Here is a 22,273-nt window from a genome sequence, read left to right as displayed (position 1 = left end):
ATGTCAGGTAAACAAAAATCATATTTAGAAAACCAATTAGAAGCTGTTGCCGAGAAAACAGATGCCGGCTATACATTTACCTTTCAACGGGAAAAAATAAAGCTTCTCGACGGTCTTGAAGCTAACGTGATCAAAGATATAAATCCATTTTTTCATAAAGAAATCGATGTGACGGATGATGAAGTAATCATCACAATCCAACCTCCCTCCTCCTATAAAGCATTCCGCTTCATGAAAGCTAAGGATAAAAAAAGTAAATGGCAGTTTGCCTATCAGCTTGTTCAAGCCGTACAGCAGCACAATCTGTCGAGGCTGAATTTGATTGTCGCTCCTGAAAACATTGTATTCGATAAAGGGCTTACGCCTTATTTTCTCCATTATGGAGTAAAAGAAAGCATTCCTCCTTACGAGCGTGATGAGGAAAGAGTATGGCAGGAGCTGAAAGCGGCAGCGGCTTTGGCAGTTGACGGCGCTTTTGCGTTTGAAGACTACCTGAAATTCAATGAAACGCTGACGTTCTCCGCAGAGGCAAAGGCGATATTAGATGCTGAATCCTATGATGATTTGCTCGAGCTGATTCAAACCCAAATTGATGAGCTCGAAGCCAAAGCAAAAACATACATACATATCCCGAGAAAGAAGTGGACCATCCAGCGATATATCGGCCTGGGGCTCATTGTTTTGCTTGTACCGGCACTTATTTATTCGATGTACGCCTTATTTTTCGCGCAGCCAAAGCACCAGGCGATAGTGGACAGCAACCGTGCGTTCTTAAACAAGCAGTACAGTGAAGTCATCAGCACACTGTCCAAGTACGATGCGGAAAGCCTGCCTGAATCGGTGCAGTATCAGCTGGCGACGTCCTATGTTGAGGTCGAAAACCTGGGGAGTGCAAAAACCAAAAATATAGAAAATAACTTAGTCACCCTTCAATCAGACCCTCAGCATTTCTTGTATTGGATTGATTATGGTCGAGGAGAATACAAAGAAGCGATCAGTATCGGCCGTAAGCTTGAATACAATGATTATATTTACTTTGCCCTAGCTAAATATAAACAGCAGCTTTTATCTGAGGATACAAATGATGAAGACATACAAAAAGAACTTGACTCAGTAAATAGTGAGCTTGAAAAAGCCCAAAAAGAACGTCAAGAAAATAAACAGTCTAATTCTGAAACATCGTTAGTCGATACAAGCGAAGAACAGACACAAACAGACGAAGAAAAACAAGCAGAAGAGAAAGCGGCAGAAGAAAAAGCCGCAGCCGAGGAAAAAGCGAAAAAAGAAGAACAGAAGAAAAAAGAAGACGAGAAAAAAGAAACAGAAAAGAAAGATGAGAAAAAAGATGACAAATAACGTGAGACATGAAGCACAGGTCATCGCATGCTGCCATTCGGCCGTAAGGGGGTTCGCCATTTGAGTCTATTATGGGTTTTTTACCAAAATAACGTTCAAAAATTAAATCTGTCTAACCTCCCGTCGTCTCATCCGGTGACCATAGGGCCTGATGTGAAGGATTCCGTTACGATCAGCTCCATTCCATTTAATAGCGGAGTGATTTCTCTTAAAAGAAAGGAATCCGGCGGCCAATACGAAGTTTTCCTGGGAAATGATTGTCTCGGCACGATTGAGGCGGATACATCATTTACTCTCCAAACGGATCAGCAGGATATACGCTTGATATTGACGGGCAGTGAACCTGAGAAATCCGTTTATTTTACAGGAAATCGGGATGAAGTTGTATGTTCCTCAGAAAAAACGAATGCAGATATTTATCTGAATCCGCAAGATTTTGCATTTGCAGAACAAAGCACGTTTTCTTTGCTCCGTGCAGGCGGCAGCTGGTCGGTCCGCCCTGAAAGCGGAACGATCTTCTTGAACGGAGAGAAAATCAACGCCAATACGCCGCTCAAGCCGGGGGATGAAATATTCTGGAACTTCACGCAAATGAGGGTGACGGAACAAGACCTTTTAGAAATTGTTCATTATGCCCAGTTTGAAACAGCGTTAACAAAAACGGTCAAACCGAGTACAGAGATGCAGAAAAAATATCCGCAGTACAGAAGAACGCCGCGGATGGTATACGATCTGCCGGATGACCGCGTTTCTTTCAGTTTTCCCTCTCAGGAGAGCGATCAAACCAACAGAGGGCTGTGGCTCGTCATCCTGCCTCCGCTTGTGATGCTGATCGTGATGGGCGTAGTTGCCATCATCCAGCCGCGCGGCATATTTATACTCGTTTCTTTGGCGATGTTTATGATGACTCTCATTACCTCGACAGTGCAGTATTTCCGGGATAAAAACCAGCGGAAAAAACGCGAGGAAAAACGGGAGCGTGTATATAAGCTTTACTTAGACAATAAGCGGAAAGAGCTTCAGGCACTTGCTGAAAAGCAAAAGCAGGTTCTTGAATTTCACTTTCCCTCATTTGAACAAATGAAATACTTAACAAGTGAAATCAGTGACCGGATCTGGGAAAAATCACTTGAAAGCAAGGATTATCTCCAGCTGCGGCTTGGGACGGGAACAGTTCCGTCAAGCTATGAAATCAATATGAGCGGCGGAGACTTGGCGAATCGTGATATCGATGACCTCATGGAGAAATCGCAGCACATGCAGCGCGTCTATAAAGATATCCGCAATGCGCCGGTGACGGTCGATTTGGCAGAAGGTCCGATGGGGCTTGTCGGTAAATCGCAAATTGTGAAAAATGAGATTCACCAGTTGATCGGACAGCTGTCGTTCTTTAACAGCTATCACGATTTGCGTTTTGTATTTATTTTTCATGAAGAAGAGTATAAAGACTGGGAGTGGATGAAGTGGCTTCCGCAATTTCAAATGCCCCATATTTATGCAAAAGGATTTATTTATAATGAGCAAACCCGAGATCAGCTCTTGTCTTCACTTTACGAATTGATCAGAGAGCGTGATCTCGAAGATGACAAAGAAAAACTGCAGTTCAAACCGCATTTTGTATTTGTCATCACGAATCAGCAGCTGATCTCTGAGCATGTCATTCTCGAATATTTAGAAGGACAGCATGAGCATCTGGGCATCTCGACAATTGTCGCGGCGGAAACAAAGGAAAGCTTGTCGGAAAACATTACAACTCTTGTCCGCTACATTAATGAGCATGAAGGCGACATTTTAATACAAAAGAAAAAAGCGGTAAGAATTCCGTTCCGTCTCGATCATCATCAGCGTGAGGACAACGAACGGTTTTCACGCACACTGCGGACGCTGAACCACCAGGTCGGCATTACGAATTCCATTCCGGAAACAGTATCGTTCCTGGAGCTTTTTCATGCGAAGGAAGTAAAAGAAATCGGCATTCAGCAAAGATGGCTGACAAGTGAATCGTCGAAGTCGCTGTCAGTGCCGATCGGCTATAAAGGGAAAGATGACATTGTGTATCTGAACCTTCACGAAAAAGCACACGGTCCGCACGGCTTGCTTGCGGGGACAACGGGATCAGGGAAAAGTGAATTTCTCCAGACCTACATCTTGTCACTTGCCGTGCATTTTCATCCGCATGAAGCGGCTTTCTTACTAATTGACTATAAAGGCGGAGGAATGGCGCAGCCGTTCCGCAACATTCCCCACCTCCTCGGCACGATCACAAATATTGAAGGAAGCAAAAACTTCAGTATGCGTGCGCTTGCTTCCATTAAAAGCGAGCTGAAAAAAAGGCAGCGTCTGTTTGACCAGTATCAAGTCAATCACATCAATGACTATACAAAGCTGTACAAGCAGGGGAAAGCAGAAGTGGCGATGCCTCACTTGTTCTTAATTTCTGATGAGTTTGCCGAGCTGAAAAGCGAGGAGCCTGATTTTATCAGGGAGCTTGTCAGTGCCGCGCGTATCGGACGAAGCCTCGGCGTTCATTTGATTTTGGCGACACAGAAGCCAGGCGGCATCATCGACGACCAGATCTGGAGTAACTCGCGCTTTAAAGTAGCGCTCAAGGTCCAGGATGCCACCGATAGTAAAGAAATTTTGAAAAACAGCGATGCCGCAAACATTACCGTAACAGGCCGCGGCTATTTGCAGGTCGGAAACAATGAAGTGTATGAGCTGTTCCAATCTGCATGGAGCGGGGCGCCTTACTTAGAGGAAGTCTACGGTACCGAGGATGAAATCGCGATTGTTACAGATACGGGTCTGATCCCGCTTTCTGAGGTTGATACCGAAGATAACGCGAAAAAAGACGTTCAAACCGAAATCGAAGCTGTAGTTGACGAAATTGAACGCATCCAAGATGAAATGGGAATCGAGAAGCTGCCAAGCCCTTGGCTGCCGCCGCTTGCGGAACGTATTCCGCGCACTCTTTTCCCTTCAAACGAAAAAGACCATTTCCACTTTGCGTATGTCGATGAACCTGATCTGCAAAGACAGGCGCCAATTGCTTATAAGATGATGGAAGATGGAAATATCGGCATCTTCGGCTCTTCGGGCTACGGAAAATCGATTGCAGCCGCAACGTTCCTGATGAGTTTTGCGGACGTATACACACCTGAAGAGCTTCATGTCTATATCTTTGATTTCGGAAACGGAACGCTGCTGCCATTAGCGAAGCTCCCACATACCGCGGATTACTTCCTGATGGACCAGTCAAGAAAAATTGAAAAGTTCATGATTCGCATCAAAGAAGAAATTGACCGCCGTAAACGTTTGTTCCGGGAAAAAGAAATCAGCCACATCAAAATGTATAATGCGCTGAGCGAAGAAGAGCTTCCGTTCATTTTTATCACCATTGACAACTTTGACATTGTCAAGGATGAGATGCATGAGCTTGAATCGGAATTTGTCCAGCTTTCCAGAGACGGACAAAGCTTGGGTATCTACTTTATGCTGACAGCAACGCGGGTGAATGCTGTCCGCCAGTCATTGTTAAATAACTTGAAAACAAAGGTTGTCCATTATCTCATGGATCAATCAGAAGGATATTCCATTTACGGCCGTCCGAAATTCAATCTTGAGCCGATTCCGGGACGCGTCATCATTCAAAAGGAAGAGCTTTATTTCGCGCAAATGTTCCTGCCTGTTGACGCCGATGATGATATCGGCATGTTCAACGAGCTGAAATCAGACGTACAGAAACTTCAAGGGCGATTTGCTTCAATGGAGCAGCCGGCACCGATTCCGATGCTGCCTGAGAGCTTGTCTACGAGAGAATTGTCTATCCGCTTTAAGCTGGAACGCAAGCCTTTATCTGTACCGATCGGGCTTCATGAAGAAACAGTCAGCCCAGTCTATTTTGATTTAGGCAAGCATAAGCACTGCCTGATTTTAGGCCAGACTCAGCGCGGGAAAACAAACGTCTTAAAAGTAATGCTCGAATATCTGATTGATGATGAAACTGAAATGATCGGCCTGTTTGACTCGATTGACCGCGGCTTATCTCATTATGCGAAGGAAGCAGATGTTTCATATTTGGAAACGAAAGAAGATATTGAGCAGTGGATTGAAACAGCAGAAGACATTTTCAAAACTAGAGAGGCCATGTATGTGGAAGCCGTCCGCCAAGGAGACGCGCAAAATCTGCGCTTCTCACAAGTGGTGCTGATGATTGACGGGATAACGAGATTCCAGCAGACGATTGATACGAGAATACAAGATCGTCTCGCTAACTTCATGAAATCATACGCTCATCTTGGGTTCAGCTTTATCCCGGGCGGAAATCACAGCGAATTCTCAAAAGGCTATGACTCCTTGACGACTGAGATGAAGCAAATCCGCCACGCGATTCTGCTGATGAAAAAGTCTGAGCAAAATGTCATTCCTCTCCCGTACCAAAGACAGGAGCCTGAGATTCAGCCGGGCTTCGGATATGTTGTGGAAAACGGGAAGGAGCAAAAAGTTCAAATTCCTTTATGTTCTGCTGAAAGGGAGAGTGCTAGATGACAGAACAACGAAAAAGCTTGATCAAGTTAATATCCGCCGTCATCATCATTTTGCTGCTGCCGGTGTTGTTTTTCCGATTTATCGGAGACGACCCGACGAAAAAAGCAGTCAATTCCACCCGGCAAATCGCAGTGGTGAATGAAGACACAGGCGTATTGAGTGATGAGGTAAAGTCTGATGAAGAGGACAAATCCGCCCAGTTCGGCAAGGAAGTAGCGGCCGTTCTGGGTGAACGTCCTGATTATTCGTGGACGGTCGTAAACCGAAGCGCGGCCGAGACCGGTCTCGCTTCAAAGAAATACGATGCGATCGTCTACATTCCCTCAGACTTCTCAAAAAACATTTTGAGCTATGACAAAGACCATCCTCAAAAAGCAACGCTCGAATTCAGCATTCAAGATAACCTGAATGCGGTTAACAAAGAAAAAGTTCAGCGTGAGCTTGAGGATGCCCAAAAGACAATGAACAAAAAAATGTCGGCCTTATACTGGAACTTTGTGTCGCAAAAAGTGGACAACATCAGAGGAGAATTTGACAAGATCGTCAATAAAGAATCTGAATTCCAGAATGTCATGTACAACTTTTACAAACCAAGCTCTAATGATTTAGCAGGTGAAATCAAACAGCAAAAAGACTTAATCGATGAGCTGAAGAAATCAATGAATGAAGCGCAAGGCACGACAAAAGAAAAAGCTTCTACAGCGGAGGAAGCCAAAAATACGCTGAAAGAATTCATTGATACAGTTGAAAGATACAAAGAATATCAAGAAAATCAGAAAAAGCTGCTTTTGGCAGCCCAAGATTCAACACAGCAGCAAATCCGGACAGGTCTGGATGCCATCCAGGCACAGCAAAAGGCGAATCAGTTCAGCGAACGCATGAGCGGATTGGCAACCGGGATCAGCCAAGCGAAGACACAGCTCGGACAAACCAGCAATGTGCTGGCAAACGCCCAGCAAATTAGGGAAGGCCAAGTATCCCAGCAGGAACTTGGTATGGCGAAGATACAAAGCGATTTAATTAATCAATATCAAGCCGCATCAAGACAGACAGCATTAAAACAATTGTATGTTGAGCTTATTGAAGCTCGTAAGGAACTCACTGTTGAGATAGGGAATCCAAACCCAGGGAAAGATGATGGCTCTGACAATGATGATCAAGATAAAGACCTGAATGAAGACCTTGAAGAATTGAAAATTGATCTTAAAAAACAGCGTGAAGAACTGAAAAACATCGCAGCGGGTATTCAGAACATTTCAGACAATCTAAAGGAACCTGAAAAAGAGGAGCCTACTCCAGAGCCGGATACAAATTCCGGAAATAATGATGGAGACGGGACGATTCCAAATGATCAAAATGATAATTCTGGAGAAGACAATAACAGCAGTGATACCGGTAATGACGGGCAAGCGGACGGCAGTACTCAGGATCAAGACCAGCAGAAGGGAAAAGACGGTCAGGAGCAGAACGGCGATGCCTCTGATGGTGCGTCCGACAGCGGACAAACCGAAACGGGCACATCTACCGAACAGACTGCATCTTCTGATTCAGCCCTTCAATTTATCAAGCTGGCAAATGAAGGCGGAACCGGAGATTCAGGAGATACCGGTAGCGGCGGAGATACGACGGAGCCTGGGGACCAAGATCAACCAGGAAACGATGACATTTCTGATATCGCCAGAGCAAAAGAACAGCTTAGCGAGGCATCAGAAAGAATTGAGCAAATAGAAGAGGAACTGAAAATAAACGAAAAAACACATAATGAAGAATTGATAGAAAAAATTGAAGAAATGCAAAAGCAAATTAACGGTCTTAAGAAACAAATTGATGAATTAAAAAATGAAGTAATTAAAAAAAGAAAACAAGTATACCAAGAAATTTTTAATAATATAGATAGGTTAGAAGAAAGAGCTCAATTACATTTTGATACCCCTATAGAAAAAGAAGATGTAACTTTATTGCTTAAATATTATAACCTTCTATCTATATATGAATCTACTTTGTCAGGAACTGTGAATACATCAATTAAAGAAGATGTTCTTAGGTCGCAGCAGGGCAACGTCCAATCAGTCCTGGCTCTCACACCTGCAGAATCAGCCAGCTGGGAAGCTCTCAAAAACAATACGATGCAAACTGATGAAGACATTAACAGCTTCATCGACGGAATGACCAAATTTGCGGATGACTACAGCGGCTTTATCCGTGACTCTCAAGCAGGTGTTCTCGACGAACTGACGAAAATCTCTGAAAGTGCCGCAAAAGCGTTAGAACAGCTTGTAACGGGCGCAACACAGGAATCTGCGACGTTCAGCAACGATGGGCTGTCTGGCACCATGGCACTGAGTGTCCAAGATACGGTCGGCCAGGAAGTGCTGCAAATGTCAGACATGATGGGTTCATTGTCTGATCGCCAGTCAGGCATCATTGATTACACAACCAACATGCAGCAAAGCGTCAATGATGTTCAAGCGAAAGCCGACACCTTAAACAACAACTGGGGGAAAAATGTCGCCTCCACGAAACTCGTGCGCAATGACGTATACGGCATACTCGGAAATACATTAGTAGACGGGCAAAACAATGGCTATGTATATGATTACTTAGCGAATCCGCTTAAAATCAGCGGAGAGGTTCCGGAAGAAAAAATTCAGACGGTACCTCCGGTTGTCATCCTTGTCATTGTGTTGATCAGCAGTCTGTTAATCGGCTATTTCAGCTCGTATTACCAAAACGCACCGCTTCTCGTTAAAGGAGCGTTATTCGGAATTCTGAATATCCTTGTCGGACTTATGATCAGCTTGTTCGGCTTAAATATTTATTCACTGCCGGACGATCAGACGATTAAGTGGTCGGTGTTTACGATTCTATTGCTGGTCGCAAGCTCTGCCTTCATCCGGACGGCATTCAGATTCGGATCAATCCCTGGCTGGGTTGCTTCAGCGGCAATGATCCTATTCTATGTCGCACCGCTTATTGATTTGATCATGCCGAACTTTACATTTGAAGATCCGGTTTCGAAAGTATATATCGACATCCAGTACGGTACTGGGCACTTGTTTACAATGGGAATAACAGTTCTGCTGATCATTACGGTGATTGCCGCGGCTCTGCCGCTGATTATCCGGCTGATGGCTGAACACACAGCAGAAAGCGATGAAACGTATGAAGCGTAATCGCAGCATGGAAAAGGGGATCATGATTTGTATGCTCTCCTTTTCCCTTTTCATACCCTCTGCAGCTGCTGCCCAAACTGAAGAAAATACAGATGTCGCGCCAAACCAGTATGAGAAAAAAGACATCGAAATCGATACGAATTATTTGCATGAAGATACCTACTATGAAGAAAAAACAGAACTGCCTGAGGAACAGAAGGATATCACTTTTGATAAACCGAAGGACAAGGACGCCGAGTTGATAAAAGATTTGTTTACATCAACAAATGCCGAGGATTCCAACACGATTGCGGCCCAGTCGAAACAGCTTGGAATTACTTTTGCTGAAAAACCAATGACAAAGACATCATCAACGGAAACAGAAGATGAACAAGAAACATCATCATTGCTGCTGCCGATGATCTATGTCGTACTGATCCTGCTCGGAATTGCAGGCATCGTGTTCCTCATCCCAAAAGTCACAGCGCAGGAAAACAAGAAGGCATAGGCCGCGTGCTTGTGTTGTGTAAAAGAGGTGCCGTACAATAATAACGGAAAAGGAGGTTTCCAATGGAACTTTATATCATCACCGGATCGTCAAAAGGGCTGGGTCAAGCCATTGCATTACAGGCTTTAGAAAAGGGGCATGAAGTCCATGCCTTATCCAGAACGAAAACGGATGTCTCTCATGAAAAACTAACGCAGCATCAAATAGACCTCATCAATCTCGAAGAAGCTGAACAGCAATTTGAAACATTGCTCTCATCTATCGATCCAGATCGTTATTCTGGTATTACCCTTATTAATAACGCCGGAATGGTAACGCCGATCAAACGTGCCGGCGAAGCGTCTCTTGACGAGCTTCAGCGCCATTATCAGCTGAACCTGACTGCGCCCGTGCTTTTGAGTCAGCTGTTTACAAAACGGTTTGCTTCATACAGCGGCAAAAAGACGGTTGTCAACATTACTTCAGGAGCCGCCAAAAATCCATATAAGGGATGGAGCGCGTATTGCAGTTCAAAAGCCGGGCTCGACATGTTTACGAGGACATTCGGATTTGAACAGGAGGATGAAGAGCTTCCGGTGAACATGATTTCGTTCTCACCTGGAGTGATGGACACTGAGATGCAGACCGTCATCCGTTCTTCATCGAAAAAGGATTTCCACGACATTGAACGATTCCGGAAATTAAATGAAACAGGAAGCCTTCGCAGTCCGGACTTTATTGCCGGCACGCTGCTTTCTTTACTAGAAAAAGGGACGGAAAACGGCCGCATTTATGATATTAAAGAGTTTTTGTAGAGCAGATATTTTCTGCTCTTTTTTTTATACAAAAGGCTACAGCCAGCGCATTTTATTGAACAGCCGCATATACTGACTGAAACGCTGCTTTTAGGGTATAACAATGATGATAAGAAGATAAAATGATGTGACATAAGAATTGAGTTTCTCTGCAAATTATGTTAGGATTCTAAAAATATCTAAAGGAGGGGTTTCCATGAGAAAGGTTACATTAATGGATGTTTTCACCCATCCAATTGCACAAAAATATATGCAGCGCTCAGGCGTGGCACATGCGATTGCCTGCGCTTATCATGCATACAGGCTGTCTGTAAAGGCTGGCATCAACCCTGATTTAGCTGCAAAAGCGGCACTGCTGCATGACATCGGCCATTATGAATGGTATACGGACGGTGAGTGGGATTATGAGAAATACAAACGAAATGACATTCATGCCATCAAAGGGGCGGAACGGGCGCATAAGCTTCTGATTCGGCTTGGCGAGGAACCGAAAGCGGCAAAAGAAATTGCCCTTGCCATTTTGCTTCATACCGATTCCTATTTGCCTGAAGGTGAATTAGATAAAAACACGCTGCAGCAGATTGTCAAAAAAGCGGACGAACTTGATGAAGAGCCGGGCGGCCACCATCATTACCGCCAAATTGATCCTTCAACTGCACGTCAAAAAATAGAAAAGCTGGACCAATTAATCGACCAAGCCCAGGCATCCGTGATAAAGCCTGTATAAGTACGGAACAGCGCCAGCTTTCTTCGCTGTCTCCGCTTCATCGATACTTCCTTTACACCCGCTTCCAACCGTATTCTCCTAAAATCTCCGCACCTCTTTGTTTTATCAGGTAAGCCTGTGTCATTATCCATAAGCGCGGCATAAGCTGAGATAAAACACACAAAGGGGATAAAAGTATGGTCAACCAAGGTAGTCCGCAACTGGTCTCTTTAGTCGATCCTTATGTCTATCAGACCATTAAAAAGCTCATCGGCTCAAGGTTCGTTATACAGACAGTACGAGATACGGTCAGAGGCAGACTGATCGATGTTAAACCTGACCATATCACAATTGAAGGAGCCCGAAATTCTGTTTGTTTGATCAGAATCCAGCACATGATTTCCGTCACCCCGGATTACAGTGAGCGGGTCTAACAGTGCTTGCGCATGAAAAATAGGCGTACACCACCGGGACGTCCTATTTTTCAGTTAAGCGCTGTAAAAATGCACTATGATACATTGTTCCGTCAAGGTCAAAACCGGCAAATTCCTGATAGTTACCATCTGAAAAACAGAAAATGACGCCGTACACTGTATAGCAGGAACGGACTGCAGCATGCTGTCGGACACGAAAATGATAACCGTCTGAATCTTTTACATAAAGCCGGAATTTCCCGGTAAATGGGGCACAGAGGAGTGCTGCCTTACCAAAACATTCGAATCCGGCAATTTTGCCGTCTTGGTCGATATCCAGCAGGATACAATCATTGACCTTAAGCTCCTCAGACCGCATATTCCTGTTCTTTTCCGGAGGATGAACATAGATATAAGCGAGTTCTGAATCTGTATCGTATGTCACGGCCTTCATCACCAACACTCCTTTCATTATATTAAGAGTTCTGATATGAGTTCATTTTTGTTACAATGATGGGGTATAAGTTCTTTTATCTGACAGACAAAGAAAAACTAGGAGGAACAAAGCTTGTTGAAATCAAAAGTCCATTTTTGGACATTGCAGATTTTATTTGTTTTACTGATTATTTTTGTAGCAACAAAAGTTTCATTTGTATTTCAGCCGTTTATTGTTTTTATCTCGACATTGTTTTTCCCGATGCTGATTGCGGGAATTTTGTATTTCATATTTAATCCGGTTGTCCGCTTGCTTGAGAAAAAAATTCCGCGGACATTATCCATTCTATTGATCTATTTACTGTTTATCGGTTTGCTTGCCTTTATTTCAGCGTCAGTCGGACCTATCATCACCTCACAGGTGACAGGGCTGTTTAACAACCTTCCTGATTATATAAAACAGATTCAGGCGCTGACAAAGGATTTGTCCCATTCTCAATGGTTTACCTGGATGATGAACCAGGATTATGTATCGATATCAAAAATTGAACAGTCATTGACAAGTTTCCTCCAAAACCTGCCGCAAAATATCACGTCCAGTTTATCTGCGGTGTTTGGCGTCGTGACAAACATCACGCTTGTTATTATTACTGTTCCATTTATCCTTTTTTACATGCTGAAAGACGGACACCGCTTTCCGCATTTGGCAGTAAAAATTCTTCCGGCTTCTTATCGGACAGAAGGCTTAAAGATTTTTAAAGATTTATCCGATACGCTTGCGGCATACTTCCAGGGTCAGCTGTTAATCTGTCTTTTTGTCGGAACAGCGTGTTTTATCGGCTATTTAATTGCCGGACTGCCGTATGCCCTGATTCTTGGGATTGTCATGGCGATTACCAATATCATTCCCTATGTCGGGCCTTTTCTCGGTGCCGCGCCGGCTGTCATTGTCGGTTTTATGGACTCGCCGGCCAAAGCGCTGTTTGCAATTATTGTAGTCGTCATCGTTCAGCAGCTGGACGGAAACCTGCTGTCTCCTCTTGTGATCGGAAAGCGGCTGAATACCCATCCGCTTACGATTATTTTGCTGTTAATCGGAGCGGGAAGCTTCGGCGGAATTCTCGGCATGATTTTAGCGGTGCCGGTTTATGCGGTAGTGAAGGCGTTCTTCCTGAATATTGTCCGCTTGATCAAGCTTCGCCAGCGGTCACGACTCGAAGAAAAAGCAAAGCCTGCTGAATAGGCGGGCACCATTATCGGCTCTTTGCATATGATGCTGTAAATCAATGCGGAGGTGGGGAAATGCCTGCAATTGTGGGGCCGATTTATATCATGTCAGTTACGGGTAATGCCGCGGCAAGCTTTGGAGACGTATTTGCGATTTCGCCCAAAAGCGTCGCTCATTCAGGGGCGGGGTCAGGCACATTTCAGCTTGGTGATTTTGTGAAGATTAACAACCAAACGAGTAAAACTCTCTTCAAAGATGCCGATATCACTGATGAAACAGTTTCGTTTAACGGGTAACAGCCTTTTCACAAGAGGCTGTTGCTTTTTTATTGTATAATATGGGTAGTCTTTGAATAGAGAGGTCATGTTATGAAAATCAGAAAAGCAAATATCAATACGCAAACCGGAATGATCACAGACGTGTATCTGCATGAAAACAGAAAAGAACTGCGCACGCTTGTAGCGGTACCGCAGCTGGAGTGGAGCACGATCATTTCCTATGAAGAAGATAAAGCAACTCTGCCTGAACGGCTGGAAGCGTCGTTGCGCCGGCATACAGAGGAAACCCCTGCTGGTGAGCTGGCCAAAAAAATCATTCATTGGGTAACAGAAATGTAAACGGCGCTTGAAAGTTTAGCTCCTGCCTGATCAGGTGATAATGAAGACAAACAAGACGGGAGGACAGGCTTTTGAGTGAAGATAAAATGGATCTCTATTTGCAGCAAGGAATGTATGGGCCTTTGGAGACAAAGCCTGACGAGCGCCATTTGTTTTTAGGCTCTTTAAGAGAAAGAGTCGTTTTGGCACTGACGAAAGGACAGGTGCTTAGAAGCAAACCGTATAAAGAGGCAGAGCACGAGCTGAAAAACAGCCATAACGTCACCCTTTTGATTAATGGAGAGCTTCAGTATCAGTCTTACTCTCCTTATATCCAAATGGCGAACCGGTACGGAGTGCCCTTCAAGATTGTATCTGATCTTCAGTTTCATACGCCTTTAGGCATCGTCATTGCGGCTGACATCGCTGTGAATCGTGAATTGATATATATTCAGGACGACATTTATAATCGGTCAGTGCTGAAATCTTAAGAGACAAACGGACCGTTTGTCTTTTTGTTCATGGCAATTCACTTACAACTGGAGATAAGATATAATGTTCTCATACTGATGGCGGGGAGGCCGGCTATGAAAAAAGCACTTATTTGTATTGATTATACGAATGATTTTGTGGCGAGTGACGGAAAATTGACCTGCGGGGAGCCCGGCAGAATGATTGAAGAGGCGATCGTCAATTTAACTGAAGAATTCATCACAAACGGTGATTACCTCGTATTAGCAGTAGATTCTCATGATGAAGGGGATCAATATCACCCTGAAACCCGTCTTTTTCCTCCGCATAATATAAAAGGCACGGAAGGAAAAGATCTGTACGGAAAGCTTTTGCCTCTATATCAGAAACATGAACATGAGCCTAATGTTTACTACATGGAAAAAACGAGATATTCTGCTTTTGCGGGAACTGATTTAGAGCTCAAACTCAGAGAGCGGCAGATTGGCGAACTGCACCTTGCCGGTGTCTGCACAGATATTTGTGTGTTGCATACAGCTGTTGACGCATATAACAAAGGTTTTCGGATTGTTGTGCATAAACAAGCTGTTGCCAGCTTTAATCAGGAGGGGCACGTATGGGCTCTTTCCCATTTTGCAAACAGCATCGGAGCGCAAGTGGCAGAGTAAGGAAGGGGAAAAACAGTGTTAGAGTACGGATTTAAAGATGACAGCCTGTCATTACATACAGACCTTTATCAGATCAATATGGCGGAAACGTACTGGAGAGACGGCATTCATGAAAAGAAAGCGATTTTTGAGCTGTTTTTCAGAAGGCTTCCGTTTGAAAATGGCTATGCCGTATTTGCGGGCTTGGAAAAAGCCATTGAATACTTGGAAAATTTCAAGTTTACGGATAGCGATTTGAGTTATTTACAGGATGAACTCGGGTATCATGAAGATTTTATTGAATATTTGCGCGGCTTATCTTTTACAGGTTCACTTTACTCCATGAAAGAAGGAGAGCTCGTTTTTAACAATGAGCCGATTATGAGGGTGGAGGCACCCCTGGTAGAAGCGCAGCTGATTGAAACAGCTTTGCTCAACATTGTGAACTATCAAACATTAATCGCAACAAAGGCTGCCCGGATTAAAGGCGTCATTGGTGATGAAGTTGCGCTTGAATTCGGAACAAGACGGGCGCACGAAATGGATGCGGCCATGTGGGGAGCGAGAGCAGCCTTAATCGGCGGCTTTAGCGCGACAAGCAATGTAAGAGCCGGAAAGCGCTTTAATATCCCGGTTTCCGGCACACATGCGCATGCGCTTGTGCAGGCTTACCGCGATGAATATACAGCTTTCAAAAAATACGCGGAAACACATAAGGATTGCGTTTTCTTAGTTGACACGTATGACACGCTTCGTTCAGGCATGCCGAACGCGATTAGGGTTGCCAAGGAATTCGGCGACCGCATTAATTTCATTGGCATCCGTCTGGACAGCGGCGATTTGGCGTACCTGTCAAAAAAAGCCCGGAAAATGCTTGATGAAGCAGGATTTACAGATGCGAAGGTGATTGCTTCAAGCGATTTGGATGAGCACACCATTATGAATTTAAAGGCTCAGGGAGCGCGCATTGATGTCTGGGGTGTCGGTACGAAGCTGATCACTGCCTATGACCAGCCGGCTCTCGGCGCAGTTTATAAACTCGTTGCCATTGAAGAGGACGGGAAAATGGTCGACACGATCAAAATTTCGTCCAATCCTGAAAAAGTGACGACACCGGGCAGAAAGAAAGTCTACCGCATTATTAATCAGTCCAACCATCATTCTGAAGGCGACTATATTGCGCTTTATGATGAGCAGGTGAATGATCAGAAGCGGCTCAGAATGTTCCACCCGGTTCATACATTCATCAGCAAATTTGTCACGAATTTTTATGCGAAGGATCTTCATGAGCTGATTTTTGAGAAGGGTATTCTTTGCTACCAAAACCCTGAGATTTCAGACATACAGCAGTATGTGCAGGATAACCTCAGCCTGCTTTGGGAGGAATATAAGAGAATCAGCAAGCCGGAGGAATACCCGGTTGATTTAAGTGAGGACTGCTGGAGCAATAAAATGCAGCGGATCCACGAAGTGAAAAGCAGAATTGAAGAAGAGCTTGAGGAAGAATAAAGAAAAACTGGCCTTTCGTTCGCGAAGGGCCAGTTTTCTTTATGTATATATTATTTTTCATGTTTAGACAATTTTCGTCAAATTATTTGATATACTTAGGGGTGAAAGCCGCGCGTATTGTAAGGGGGATAAATCAATGAGGGTGTTTGTTGCAAGACAGCCTATTTTTAATAGAAAAGAACAGGTTGTTGCTTATGAACTGCTGTATAGAGAAAGCGAAGAGAACGTGTATAGCGCTAAAGACGGTGATCAGGCAACAACAGATTTGGTGATCAACAGCTTTTTAAACATCGGAATTGAGAAGCTGACGGAAGGGAAACGCTGTTTTGTTAATTTTACGGAAAGCCTGATGTTTTCGAATCTTCCCACCTCCTTCAATCCGAAACAGCTTGTCATTGAAATCCTTGAAGATATACCGATCACGCCGGCCCTCATTTCTAGATGCAAAGAATTAAAAAAAATGGGGTATATGCTGGCGCTTGATGATTTTTATGCAATAAACCCGCAAGATGAGGACTTACTGGAAAAACTCATGAGCTATATTGATATATTGAAAATTGATTTTCTCAAAACAACACGAATGGAACGCAGAACAATTTTGCAAACCTACGGCTGTCGCGGCCTGATTTTTTTAGCGGAAAAAGTAGAGACCCGAAAAGAATATAAACAGGCGGTCCAAGACGGCTTTCAATTATTCCAAGGCTACTTTTTCAGCGAGCCGCGCATCATCAGCGGGCATGACCTATCGACTCATTTCTATTCTTACTATGAACTGCTTAACGAACTGAGCAAAGAGCAGCCTAACATAAAGCGTGTGACAGAGTACATAGAGCGGGATTTATCACTGTCCTATCAGATTTTAAAATTTTTAAACTCATCCCACAGCCGTTTGAGCCAGAAAATTGAAAGCATTCAACAGGCCATTATGCTGCTGGGATTTAATGAAATCAAACGGTGGATCTATATTCTTTCCTTTAAGGATTTAAGCAGGAAAGGGCATTCCAGCAAGCACGAAATCATTAAGATTTCTTTGATAAGAGCAAAGCTTTGCGAACTGTTGGCGAGAAAGACATCCCGGCCGCAGCCTGCTTCTTATATGCTGATCGGAATGTTTTCTCTCATAGACACCCTCCTGCATAGAGAAATAGAGGAAATTGTTCAAGAATTGCCTTTAAAAGATGAAGTCGGGCAAGCGTTATTAGGCCATCAAAACGACTACTACCAAATGCTTGAGCTTGTGAAATTAATTGAAAGCAACAACTGGGGCACTTGCTCGGAATTAGGCAATCAACTCGACAAAGAAGAAGCGTATGAATGTTATCTTGAGGCTCTGGAATGGTGTCATAATCTTATGGACGCAAAATGATTGCGGTCCTCTGACCACCGCAAAGCAAGAATCATTCGGCTTTGCGTTCCGATAAGGCTGATGTAGATGCCGTCGGGATTAAAGACCGTATCCACTTCATGCCGGACGCCCATTTGTTTGATCAGGCGCCGTATGGTTTGTTTATCGGACTGCTCGGCTGCGGTCAGAATGCGGCGCGAGAGCTCCCGCGAGCCCGCAATGCGGCCGAGAACGAGCTGGGCATCCGCAAATATCCCCGCGGCCTGCTTCGCTGAACGGATAAAGGTATCAATATTGTTGGCAGGAGCGGGCGGACGGCGTACCTCATACGGATAAACGTAAAACCAGGGATAACGATATCTCATGGGAGCACCTCACACAAAAGGGATGTTTCTATATGTATAGATCCCTAATTGCCGAATATGACAAAGCGAAAAGGCCACAACTTTAGCGTTGCGGTCTTTTTCGGTGTCTGTCGGTCAGGAAACGCCAAGAATCGCATATTCAATTTTGAAAATATGGTATGAAGGACTATAGTCTTACTTAGTGAAAATGCGAAACACGTTAAAATCAAGGGAATTAAGAATCTTTCTCAATTTGAGCAGAAATGTAAGCTCTTGCACATAGAAATATAGTCCCGTTCTCATTGTGATCTCTTTGAGTATAAGGGCCTATTGATATTTGCGGTGTCACGCAGGACTTTTTTGCATACTTTTCGGTGAAAAATGAGCCGAAAGCAGATACACTATTAGTAACAGATCAAATACCTAGGACTCGTTCACCATACACAATTCATTGATCTTTCAAAAAAAGGAGTGTGGAAACGATGGAAAAGAAACTTGAAGAAGTAAAACAATTGTTATTCCGACTCGAACTTGATATTAAAGAAACGACAGATTCATTACGAAACATTAACAAAAGCATTGATCAACTCGATAAATACAATTATGCAATGAAAATTTCGTGAAAAAGACTTGGAAACAAGTCTTTTTTTTCGTTCTACCGATACAATAAATGGATAAAGTATTATATGATTGTTAAAAAACGAAAAACCTGCTGTCCTTTAAATGTCCCATTTAGTAAAATGGAATGGGAGGGTGAAGAATAATTAGTAAGGAAATGTGTTTAGATGAAATGTCCATTAAAAAAAAGATGAAGGAGATTGTACACGGAAAAATTCAGAATTTGGATTTGAAAGAGTATTTAATCAACTTTATCGATGAGAAAAATCACTTTTCTTTTGGTATCCTTTCTTTTAAGCATTACGTAGCATTAAGCGGTAATAGTTCTTCGCATATTTTAACATTGGCAGGAGGAATAGAACTTTTAATCTTAGCCTTCGATATATTTGATGATTTAGAGGATGAGGACAACATTGAAATAAAATGGATGAAAATTGATCCTTCTCTCGCTCTAAATGCTGCAACTACCCTTTATACTTTAGGGTTAGAAACTATTTGTTCTATTAGCAATAGCGCTGAATTTCATCGGCTAACTTTCAAATATGCATTAAATGCTATGCAGGGACAACATGAGGATTTAAGGAACTCTCCTGAGACGGAAGAAGAATGTATTCAAATGATGAAACAAAAAGCAGGTTCTCTTACAGCTATGTCTGCCGTTTTAGCTGCTATGCTTGCGAATGGAGAGTTTAATCAAACTATTGAGGATTATGCTTATAAGATAGGGATAATAAAACAATTGGAAAATGACTATTATGGTTTAGTTAATGATCAACGTAGCGATATAAGAAAAAAAAGAAAGACTTTGATTTATTTATTTTTAAACCGCAAATTTAATGAGGCTTCTGAAAAGATATTAAAATTAATAAATTCTCATACTAGTTATCATAGTTTTATATCTGATAGCTCTAAATTTGATGAATTATTATTTGAAGCGGGGCTTAATCAATATGTATCTATGTTGATTAAGCTTTATGAGGAAGAAATCACAGCAAGCATGAATCAATTAAATATAAATATAAAGTTATAAAGAGGGGTATACTTATGAAACAAGACATGATTGATTACTTAATGAAGAATCCTCAAGTTTTAACTAAATTAGAAAATGGAGAGGCGAGCTTAATAGGAATTCCAGATAAACTAATCCCTTCAATTGTAGATATTTTCAACAAAAAAATGACTCTCTCAAAGAAATGCAAGGGAATTTTCTGGGAGCAATAATTCAGAGAGAAGTGGTCTATTGAAAAACCTTAAAAGAAATTTTTCTATAGTGCTAGTATTATTTAGTCTCTTATATTTTGCTTATATTGTTTATTTCACTCAGAATGGTATCTTAGTTGGTACTTATGTTTCTGAAACAGCCAATCATGAGTTAAAAGTTGAAAAAATGACTAAAGCCACATATGGAAAATATATGGGCTTAAAAGAAGGCGACTTAATACTCGAGGTAAGTGGGAAGAAACCTACAAGCGAGAATGTTAAAAGAGATTATTTAGCAAAAGCTGAACATTTAAAAGTTAAAAGGGATAATCATGAAATTCAATTACATAATACGGAGTATATCTCTTTAAATAATTCTTATAGCTTTTTCATTTATATTATCCCTTGTATATTTTTTGCTTTGAGTCTGTTATGTGCATTTTATATTTATAGGGTCAATCGAGTAAAAAATACGTACTCGGCTTATATTTTGATTAATTTTTTGCTGTTTATATCTATAGCATATTTAAGTGCTGGAGGCGTAACTAGAGGATATGAAATAAATAGATATATTAATCTTTTTACCTTTTTAAATGTACCTGTCTTGTATTTGCATTTTCTATATCAATATTTCAAAGAATTAAGCATCAAATTTTCATCACGTTATATCGTGAATATTTTATACACGTTGCCAATTATCAATGTAATAATAGAGTTCATCCAGAAATACCTTCCTTCGGGGATTATTACGAATATTAGTAATATCAATTTAGTAACATTCTTAATAGAGATTACAGTTGTTTATTTTTGCATTATCTATTATGGGATAATTTATAGAAAAAAGGATCATTATTATTTGTTGAAGGTATTATTGATTTCAAATACGGTAGCTTTCTTTCCTTTTACGGTCTTATATATCATGCCGGAAGTTTTATTTGGGCAATATATTTACTCAGCAATAGTGACTGCACCATTCTTAATAATTATCCCATTAGCATTGGTTTATCAATTCGTTGTAAATAAAATTTATGATATAGACTTTATACTAGGCAGAATTAGATATTATAGTTTATTATCCATCATACCAACAATAGGCATAGTATGGTTGTCAATAATATTTGATAGCAAAAGAGCGGATTTTAATATCATCTTAATTACGTTATGTACTTTCATAATTTTCCTGTCGGTCTTTTATATTAAAGAATTACTGGACTATAAATTTCGGTTAAAACGATTTTCGGAAAAATATAATTATCAAGACAGTATATTTAAATATACGCAATTAATTAAAGGTGTATCAGCTTTAGATCAAGTATTTAAGAACTTAAAAACAACAATACTAGAAGTTCTACCCGTAAGTAAAGCCTACATCTTTGAAGTTGGTGCTGATAGAGAAATCATATACTTTGATAAACAGAGTGTTGAACCCAACTGGAGGCTGTATAAAACAGAATTTGAAAAGGTCACTAAAGAAATAGGGAAGATTATTGAGATTAACCAAGGCTTCTTGATCAAAGTAGGGGAAAAAGGTACGAGTTCTTATGTATTGCTTTGTTTATCTAGCATCAATACACCAAGGTTGACAAGAGATGAAATTTCATGGCTGAAAACATTATCGTTTTATACTAGTGTATCCATGGAAAATGTTGTACAAATTGAAGAACTCATGGATCATTTACAAGCTTTAAAAAGGGAAGGTGCCAACCCCGTATGGCTCAAAAAACTCATGTACACGATCGAAGAAAAACAACGCTCGGATCTCGCCCGCGATCTCCACGATTCGGTTCTTCAGGATTTGATTTCCTTAAAACGCCAGTGTGAGCTGTTTTTGGGTGATTTCAAGAAGGATGATAATCCGTGCCGTGAAGAAGTGCAGGACAAGCTTGTACAGATGAATGAGCAGATGTCAGATGTGATTTCGATGACGAGGGAGACGTGTCATGAGCTGCGGCCGCAGCTTCTGTATGATCTTGGATTGGTGAAGGCGCTGTCGAAGCTGGTGGCGCAGCAGCAGGAGCGGGTTCCGTTTCATATCCGTTTAAATACCGGGAGATTTACGGCTTCCCTTGATCTGGATTCGCAGCTGAATTTGTACCGGATCATTCAAGAGTTTCTGTCTAATGCGGTCAAGCACTCTCAGGCGACGGATGTGCTGATTATGCTCATCAGTATTCAAAACAAAATCGTTCTTCATTATGAGGATGATGGCGTAGGGTTTGATCAGGAAAAGAATACTGAGCATTCCATGAGCATGGGGCTTTCTGGCATTAAGGAGAGAGTCAGGGCTTTAGATGGGCGCCTTCGGATTGAAACAAGTGAAGGAAAGGGCTTTAAGGCTGATATTGAAATCGAATTGTAATGGATTTATAACGGAAACGACTTGGCACAGGCCAAGTCTTTTTT

At 42.2% G+C, this 22,273-nt stretch carries 20 protein-coding genes and 1 pseudogene; 18 read left to right on the top strand and 3 right to left on the bottom strand.

What is annotated here, in order from left to right; all coding sequences use genetic code 11:
• The 7 genes from essB to NYE56_RS16060 all read left to right on the top strand — a co-directional run bounded on the left by essB (nt 1) and on the right by NYE56_RS16060 (nt 11,498).
• Entirely contained in the window at nt 1-1,356 is a 1,356-nt protein-coding gene (gene essB, locus NYE56_RS16090; RefSeq protein WP_335449441.1) for a type VII secretion protein EssB, read from the top strand.
• A gap of 60 nt (nt 1,357-1,416) precedes the next feature.
• Nucleotides 1,417-5,904 carry a type VII secretion protein EssC gene (gene essC / locus NYE56_RS16085; protein ID WP_341284097.1) on the top strand — a complete coding sequence of 1,496 codons (4,488 nt, stop codon included), beginning with the start codon at nt 1,417-1,419 and terminating at the stop codon, nt 5,902-5,904.
• The gene (gene esaA, locus NYE56_RS16080) at nt 5,901-9,077 is read left to right on the top strand and encodes a type VII secretion protein EsaA (RefSeq protein ID WP_341284096.1); all 3,177 of its coding nucleotides are present in this window, start codon (nt 5,901-5,903) and stop codon (nt 9,075-9,077) included. The genes essC and esaA overlap by 4 nt, the downstream gene beginning before the upstream one ends.
• Nucleotides 9,078-9,108: 31 nt before the next feature.
• A complete protein-coding gene (essA, locus tag NYE56_RS16075; protein ID WP_010886603.1) occupies nt 9,109-9,564 on the top strand; it encodes a type VII secretion protein EssA in 456 nt (151 codons plus the stop codon).
• A 62-nt stretch (nt 9,565-9,626) separates the two neighbouring features.
• Nucleotides 9,627-10,358: a (S)-benzoin forming benzil reductase gene (locus NYE56_RS16070; protein WP_341284095.1), complete on the top strand. Its 732-nt coding sequence runs from the start codon at nt 9,627-9,629 to the stop codon at nt 10,356-10,358.
• A gap of 196 nt (nt 10,359-10,554) precedes the next feature.
• Nucleotides 10,555-11,085, top strand: coding sequence for an HD domain-containing protein (locus NYE56_RS16065; protein WP_341284094.1), 531 nt, complete (start codon nt 10,555-10,557; stop codon nt 11,083-11,085).
• 176 nt (nt 11,086-11,261) lie between these two features.
• Nucleotides 11,262-11,498, top strand: a complete 237-nt coding sequence (locus NYE56_RS16060) for a YuzF family protein (protein ID WP_003220677.1) — start codon at nt 11,262-11,264, stop codon at nt 11,496-11,498.
• Nucleotides 11,499-11,541: 43 nt separating this feature from the next.
• Here the strand turns inward: NYE56_RS16060 and NYE56_RS16055 are convergent, their stop codons facing one another.
• A complete protein-coding gene (locus NYE56_RS16055) occupies nt 11,542-11,931 on the bottom strand; it encodes a DUF2283 domain-containing protein (protein ID WP_326208190.1) in 390 nt (129 codons plus the stop codon).
• A gap of 114 nt (nt 11,932-12,045) precedes the next feature.
• On the opposite strand from NYE56_RS16055, the gene NYE56_RS16050 reads away from it, so the two are divergent.
• The 7 genes from NYE56_RS16050 (at nt 12,046) to pdeH (ending at nt 17,729) form a co-directional block, all read left to right on the top strand.
• Entirely contained in the window at nt 12,046-13,155 is a 1,110-nt protein-coding gene (locus NYE56_RS16050; protein ID WP_003228777.1) for an AI-2E family transporter, read from the top strand.
• A gap of 59 nt (nt 13,156-13,214) precedes the next feature.
• Nucleotides 13,215-13,436, top strand: coding sequence for a spore germination protein (locus tag NYE56_RS16045; RefSeq protein ID WP_014477839.1), 222 nt, complete (start codon nt 13,215-13,217; stop codon nt 13,434-13,436).
• 72 nt (nt 13,437-13,508) lie between these two features.
• A complete protein-coding gene (locus NYE56_RS16040) occupies nt 13,509-13,757 on the top strand; it encodes a YueH family protein (protein ID WP_003228783.1) in 249 nt (82 codons plus the stop codon).
• 71 nt (nt 13,758-13,828) lie between these two features.
• The gene (locus NYE56_RS16035) at nt 13,829-14,227 is read left to right on the top strand and encodes a YueI family protein (protein ID WP_015251331.1); all 399 of its coding nucleotides are present in this window, start codon (nt 13,829-13,831) and stop codon (nt 14,225-14,227) included.
• 96 nt (nt 14,228-14,323) lie between these two features.
• The gene (locus NYE56_RS16030; RefSeq protein WP_341284093.1) at nt 14,324-14,875 is read left to right on the top strand and encodes a cysteine hydrolase family protein; all 552 of its coding nucleotides are present in this window, start codon (nt 14,324-14,326) and stop codon (nt 14,873-14,875) included.
• A gap of 15 nt (nt 14,876-14,890) precedes the next feature.
• A complete protein-coding gene (locus NYE56_RS16025) occupies nt 14,891-16,363 on the top strand; it encodes a nicotinate phosphoribosyltransferase (RefSeq protein WP_003228788.1) in 1,473 nt (490 codons plus the stop codon).
• Nucleotides 16,364-16,499: 136 nt separating this feature from the next.
• Nucleotides 16,500-17,729, top strand: a complete 1,230-nt coding sequence (gene pdeH / locus NYE56_RS16020; protein ID WP_335449435.1) for a cyclic di-GMP phosphodiesterase — start codon at nt 16,500-16,502, stop codon at nt 17,727-17,729.
• On the opposite strand, the gene NYE56_RS16015 is transcribed toward pdeH, so the two are convergent.
• Together NYE56_RS16015 and NYE56_RS16010 are read right to left on the bottom strand one after the other, a co-directional pair.
• Entirely contained in the window at nt 17,705-18,073 is a 369-nt protein-coding gene (locus NYE56_RS16015; RefSeq protein ID WP_015483634.1) for a hypothetical protein, read from the bottom strand. The genes pdeH and NYE56_RS16015 overlap by 25 nt on opposite strands.
• A gap of 177 nt (nt 18,074-18,250) precedes the next feature.
• Nucleotides 18,251-18,313 (bottom strand): annotated as a pseudogene (locus NYE56_RS16010) (hypothetical protein); the annotation flags it as partial.
• 221 nt (nt 18,314-18,534) lie between these two features.
• Between NYE56_RS16010 and degQ the strand changes: the two are divergent.
• From degQ to NYE56_RS15990, 4 genes are all read left to right on the top strand, one after another.
• Nucleotides 18,535-18,675 carry a degradation enzyme regulation protein DegQ gene (gene degQ / locus NYE56_RS16005; RefSeq protein ID WP_003220708.1) on the top strand — a complete coding sequence of 47 codons (141 nt, stop codon included), beginning with the start codon at nt 18,535-18,537 and terminating at the stop codon, nt 18,673-18,675.
• Nucleotides 18,676-18,842: 167 nt separating this feature from the next.
• The gene (locus NYE56_RS16000; protein WP_309248341.1) at nt 18,843-19,700 is read left to right on the top strand and encodes a polyprenyl synthetase family protein; all 858 of its coding nucleotides are present in this window, start codon (nt 18,843-18,845) and stop codon (nt 19,698-19,700) included.
• Nucleotides 19,701-19,714: 14 nt separating this feature from the next.
• Entirely contained in the window at nt 19,715-19,891 is a 177-nt protein-coding gene (gene comX, locus NYE56_RS15995) for a competence pheromone ComX (RefSeq protein ID WP_041906074.1), read from the top strand.
• Between the two features lie 19 nt (nt 19,892-19,910).
• Nucleotides 19,911-22,229 (top strand): sensor histidine kinase, encoded by a 2,319-nt coding sequence (locus NYE56_RS15990; protein ID WP_326208182.1) that lies wholly within the window; start codon nt 19,911-19,913, stop codon nt 22,227-22,229.
• Nucleotides 22,230-22,273: the final 44 nt, after the last annotated feature.

The sequence above is a fragment of the Bacillus sp. FSL R5-0603 genome, from assembly GCF_038050295.1.
Classification (GTDB): domain Bacteria; phylum Bacillota; class Bacilli; order Bacillales; family Bacillaceae; genus Bacillus; species Bacillus subtilis.
The sequence above is the reverse complement of the archived record's forward strand: the minus strand, read 5'-3'. Positions and strand labels throughout refer to the sequence as shown.

What these genes read in the sequence shown, in the direction of transcription:
- essB (WP_335449441.1), top strand. Translation starts at nt 1, where the DNA reads ATGTCAGGTAAACAAAAATCATATTTAGAAAACCAATTAGAAGCTGTT.
- esaA (WP_341284096.1), top strand. Translation starts at nt 5,901, where the DNA reads ATGACAGAACAACGAAAAAGCTTGATCAAGTTAATATCCGCCGTCATC.
- essA (WP_010886603.1), top strand. Translation starts at nt 9,109, where the DNA reads ATGCTCTCCTTTTCCCTTTTCATACCCTCTGCAGCTGCTGCCCAAACT.
- NYE56_RS16070 (WP_341284095.1), top strand. Translation starts at nt 9,627, where the DNA reads ATGGAACTTTATATCATCACCGGATCGTCAAAAGGGCTGGGTCAAGCC.
- NYE56_RS16065 (WP_341284094.1), top strand. Translation starts at nt 10,555, where the DNA reads ATGAGAAAGGTTACATTAATGGATGTTTTCACCCATCCAATTGCACAA.
- NYE56_RS16060 (WP_003220677.1), top strand. Translation starts at nt 11,262, where the DNA reads ATGGTCAACCAAGGTAGTCCGCAACTGGTCTCTTTAGTCGATCCTTAT.
- NYE56_RS16055 (WP_326208190.1), bottom strand. Translation starts at nt 11,931, where the DNA reads ATGAAGGCCGTGACATACGATACAGATTCAGAACTCGCTTATATCTAT.
- NYE56_RS16045 (WP_014477839.1), top strand. Translation starts at nt 13,215, where the DNA reads ATGCCTGCAATTGTGGGGCCGATTTATATCATGTCAGTTACGGGTAAT.
- NYE56_RS16040 (WP_003228783.1), top strand. Translation starts at nt 13,509, where the DNA reads ATGAAAATCAGAAAAGCAAATATCAATACGCAAACCGGAATGATCACA.
- NYE56_RS16030 (WP_341284093.1), top strand. Translation starts at nt 14,324, where the DNA reads ATGAAAAAAGCACTTATTTGTATTGATTATACGAATGATTTTGTGGCG.
- pdeH (WP_335449435.1), top strand. Translation starts at nt 16,500, where the DNA reads ATGAGGGTGTTTGTTGCAAGACAGCCTATTTTTAATAGAAAAGAACAG.
- NYE56_RS16015 (WP_015483634.1), bottom strand. Translation starts at nt 18,073, where the DNA reads ATGAGATATCGTTATCCCTGGTTTTACGTTTATCCGTATGAGGTACGC.
- degQ (WP_003220708.1), top strand. Translation starts at nt 18,535, where the DNA reads ATGGAAAAGAAACTTGAAGAAGTAAAACAATTGTTATTCCGACTCGAA.
- NYE56_RS16000 (WP_309248341.1), top strand. Translation starts at nt 18,843, where the DNA reads ATGTCCATTAAAAAAAAGATGAAGGAGATTGTACACGGAAAAATTCAG.
- comX (WP_041906074.1), top strand. Translation starts at nt 19,715, where the DNA reads ATGAAACAAGACATGATTGATTACTTAATGAAGAATCCTCAAGTTTTA.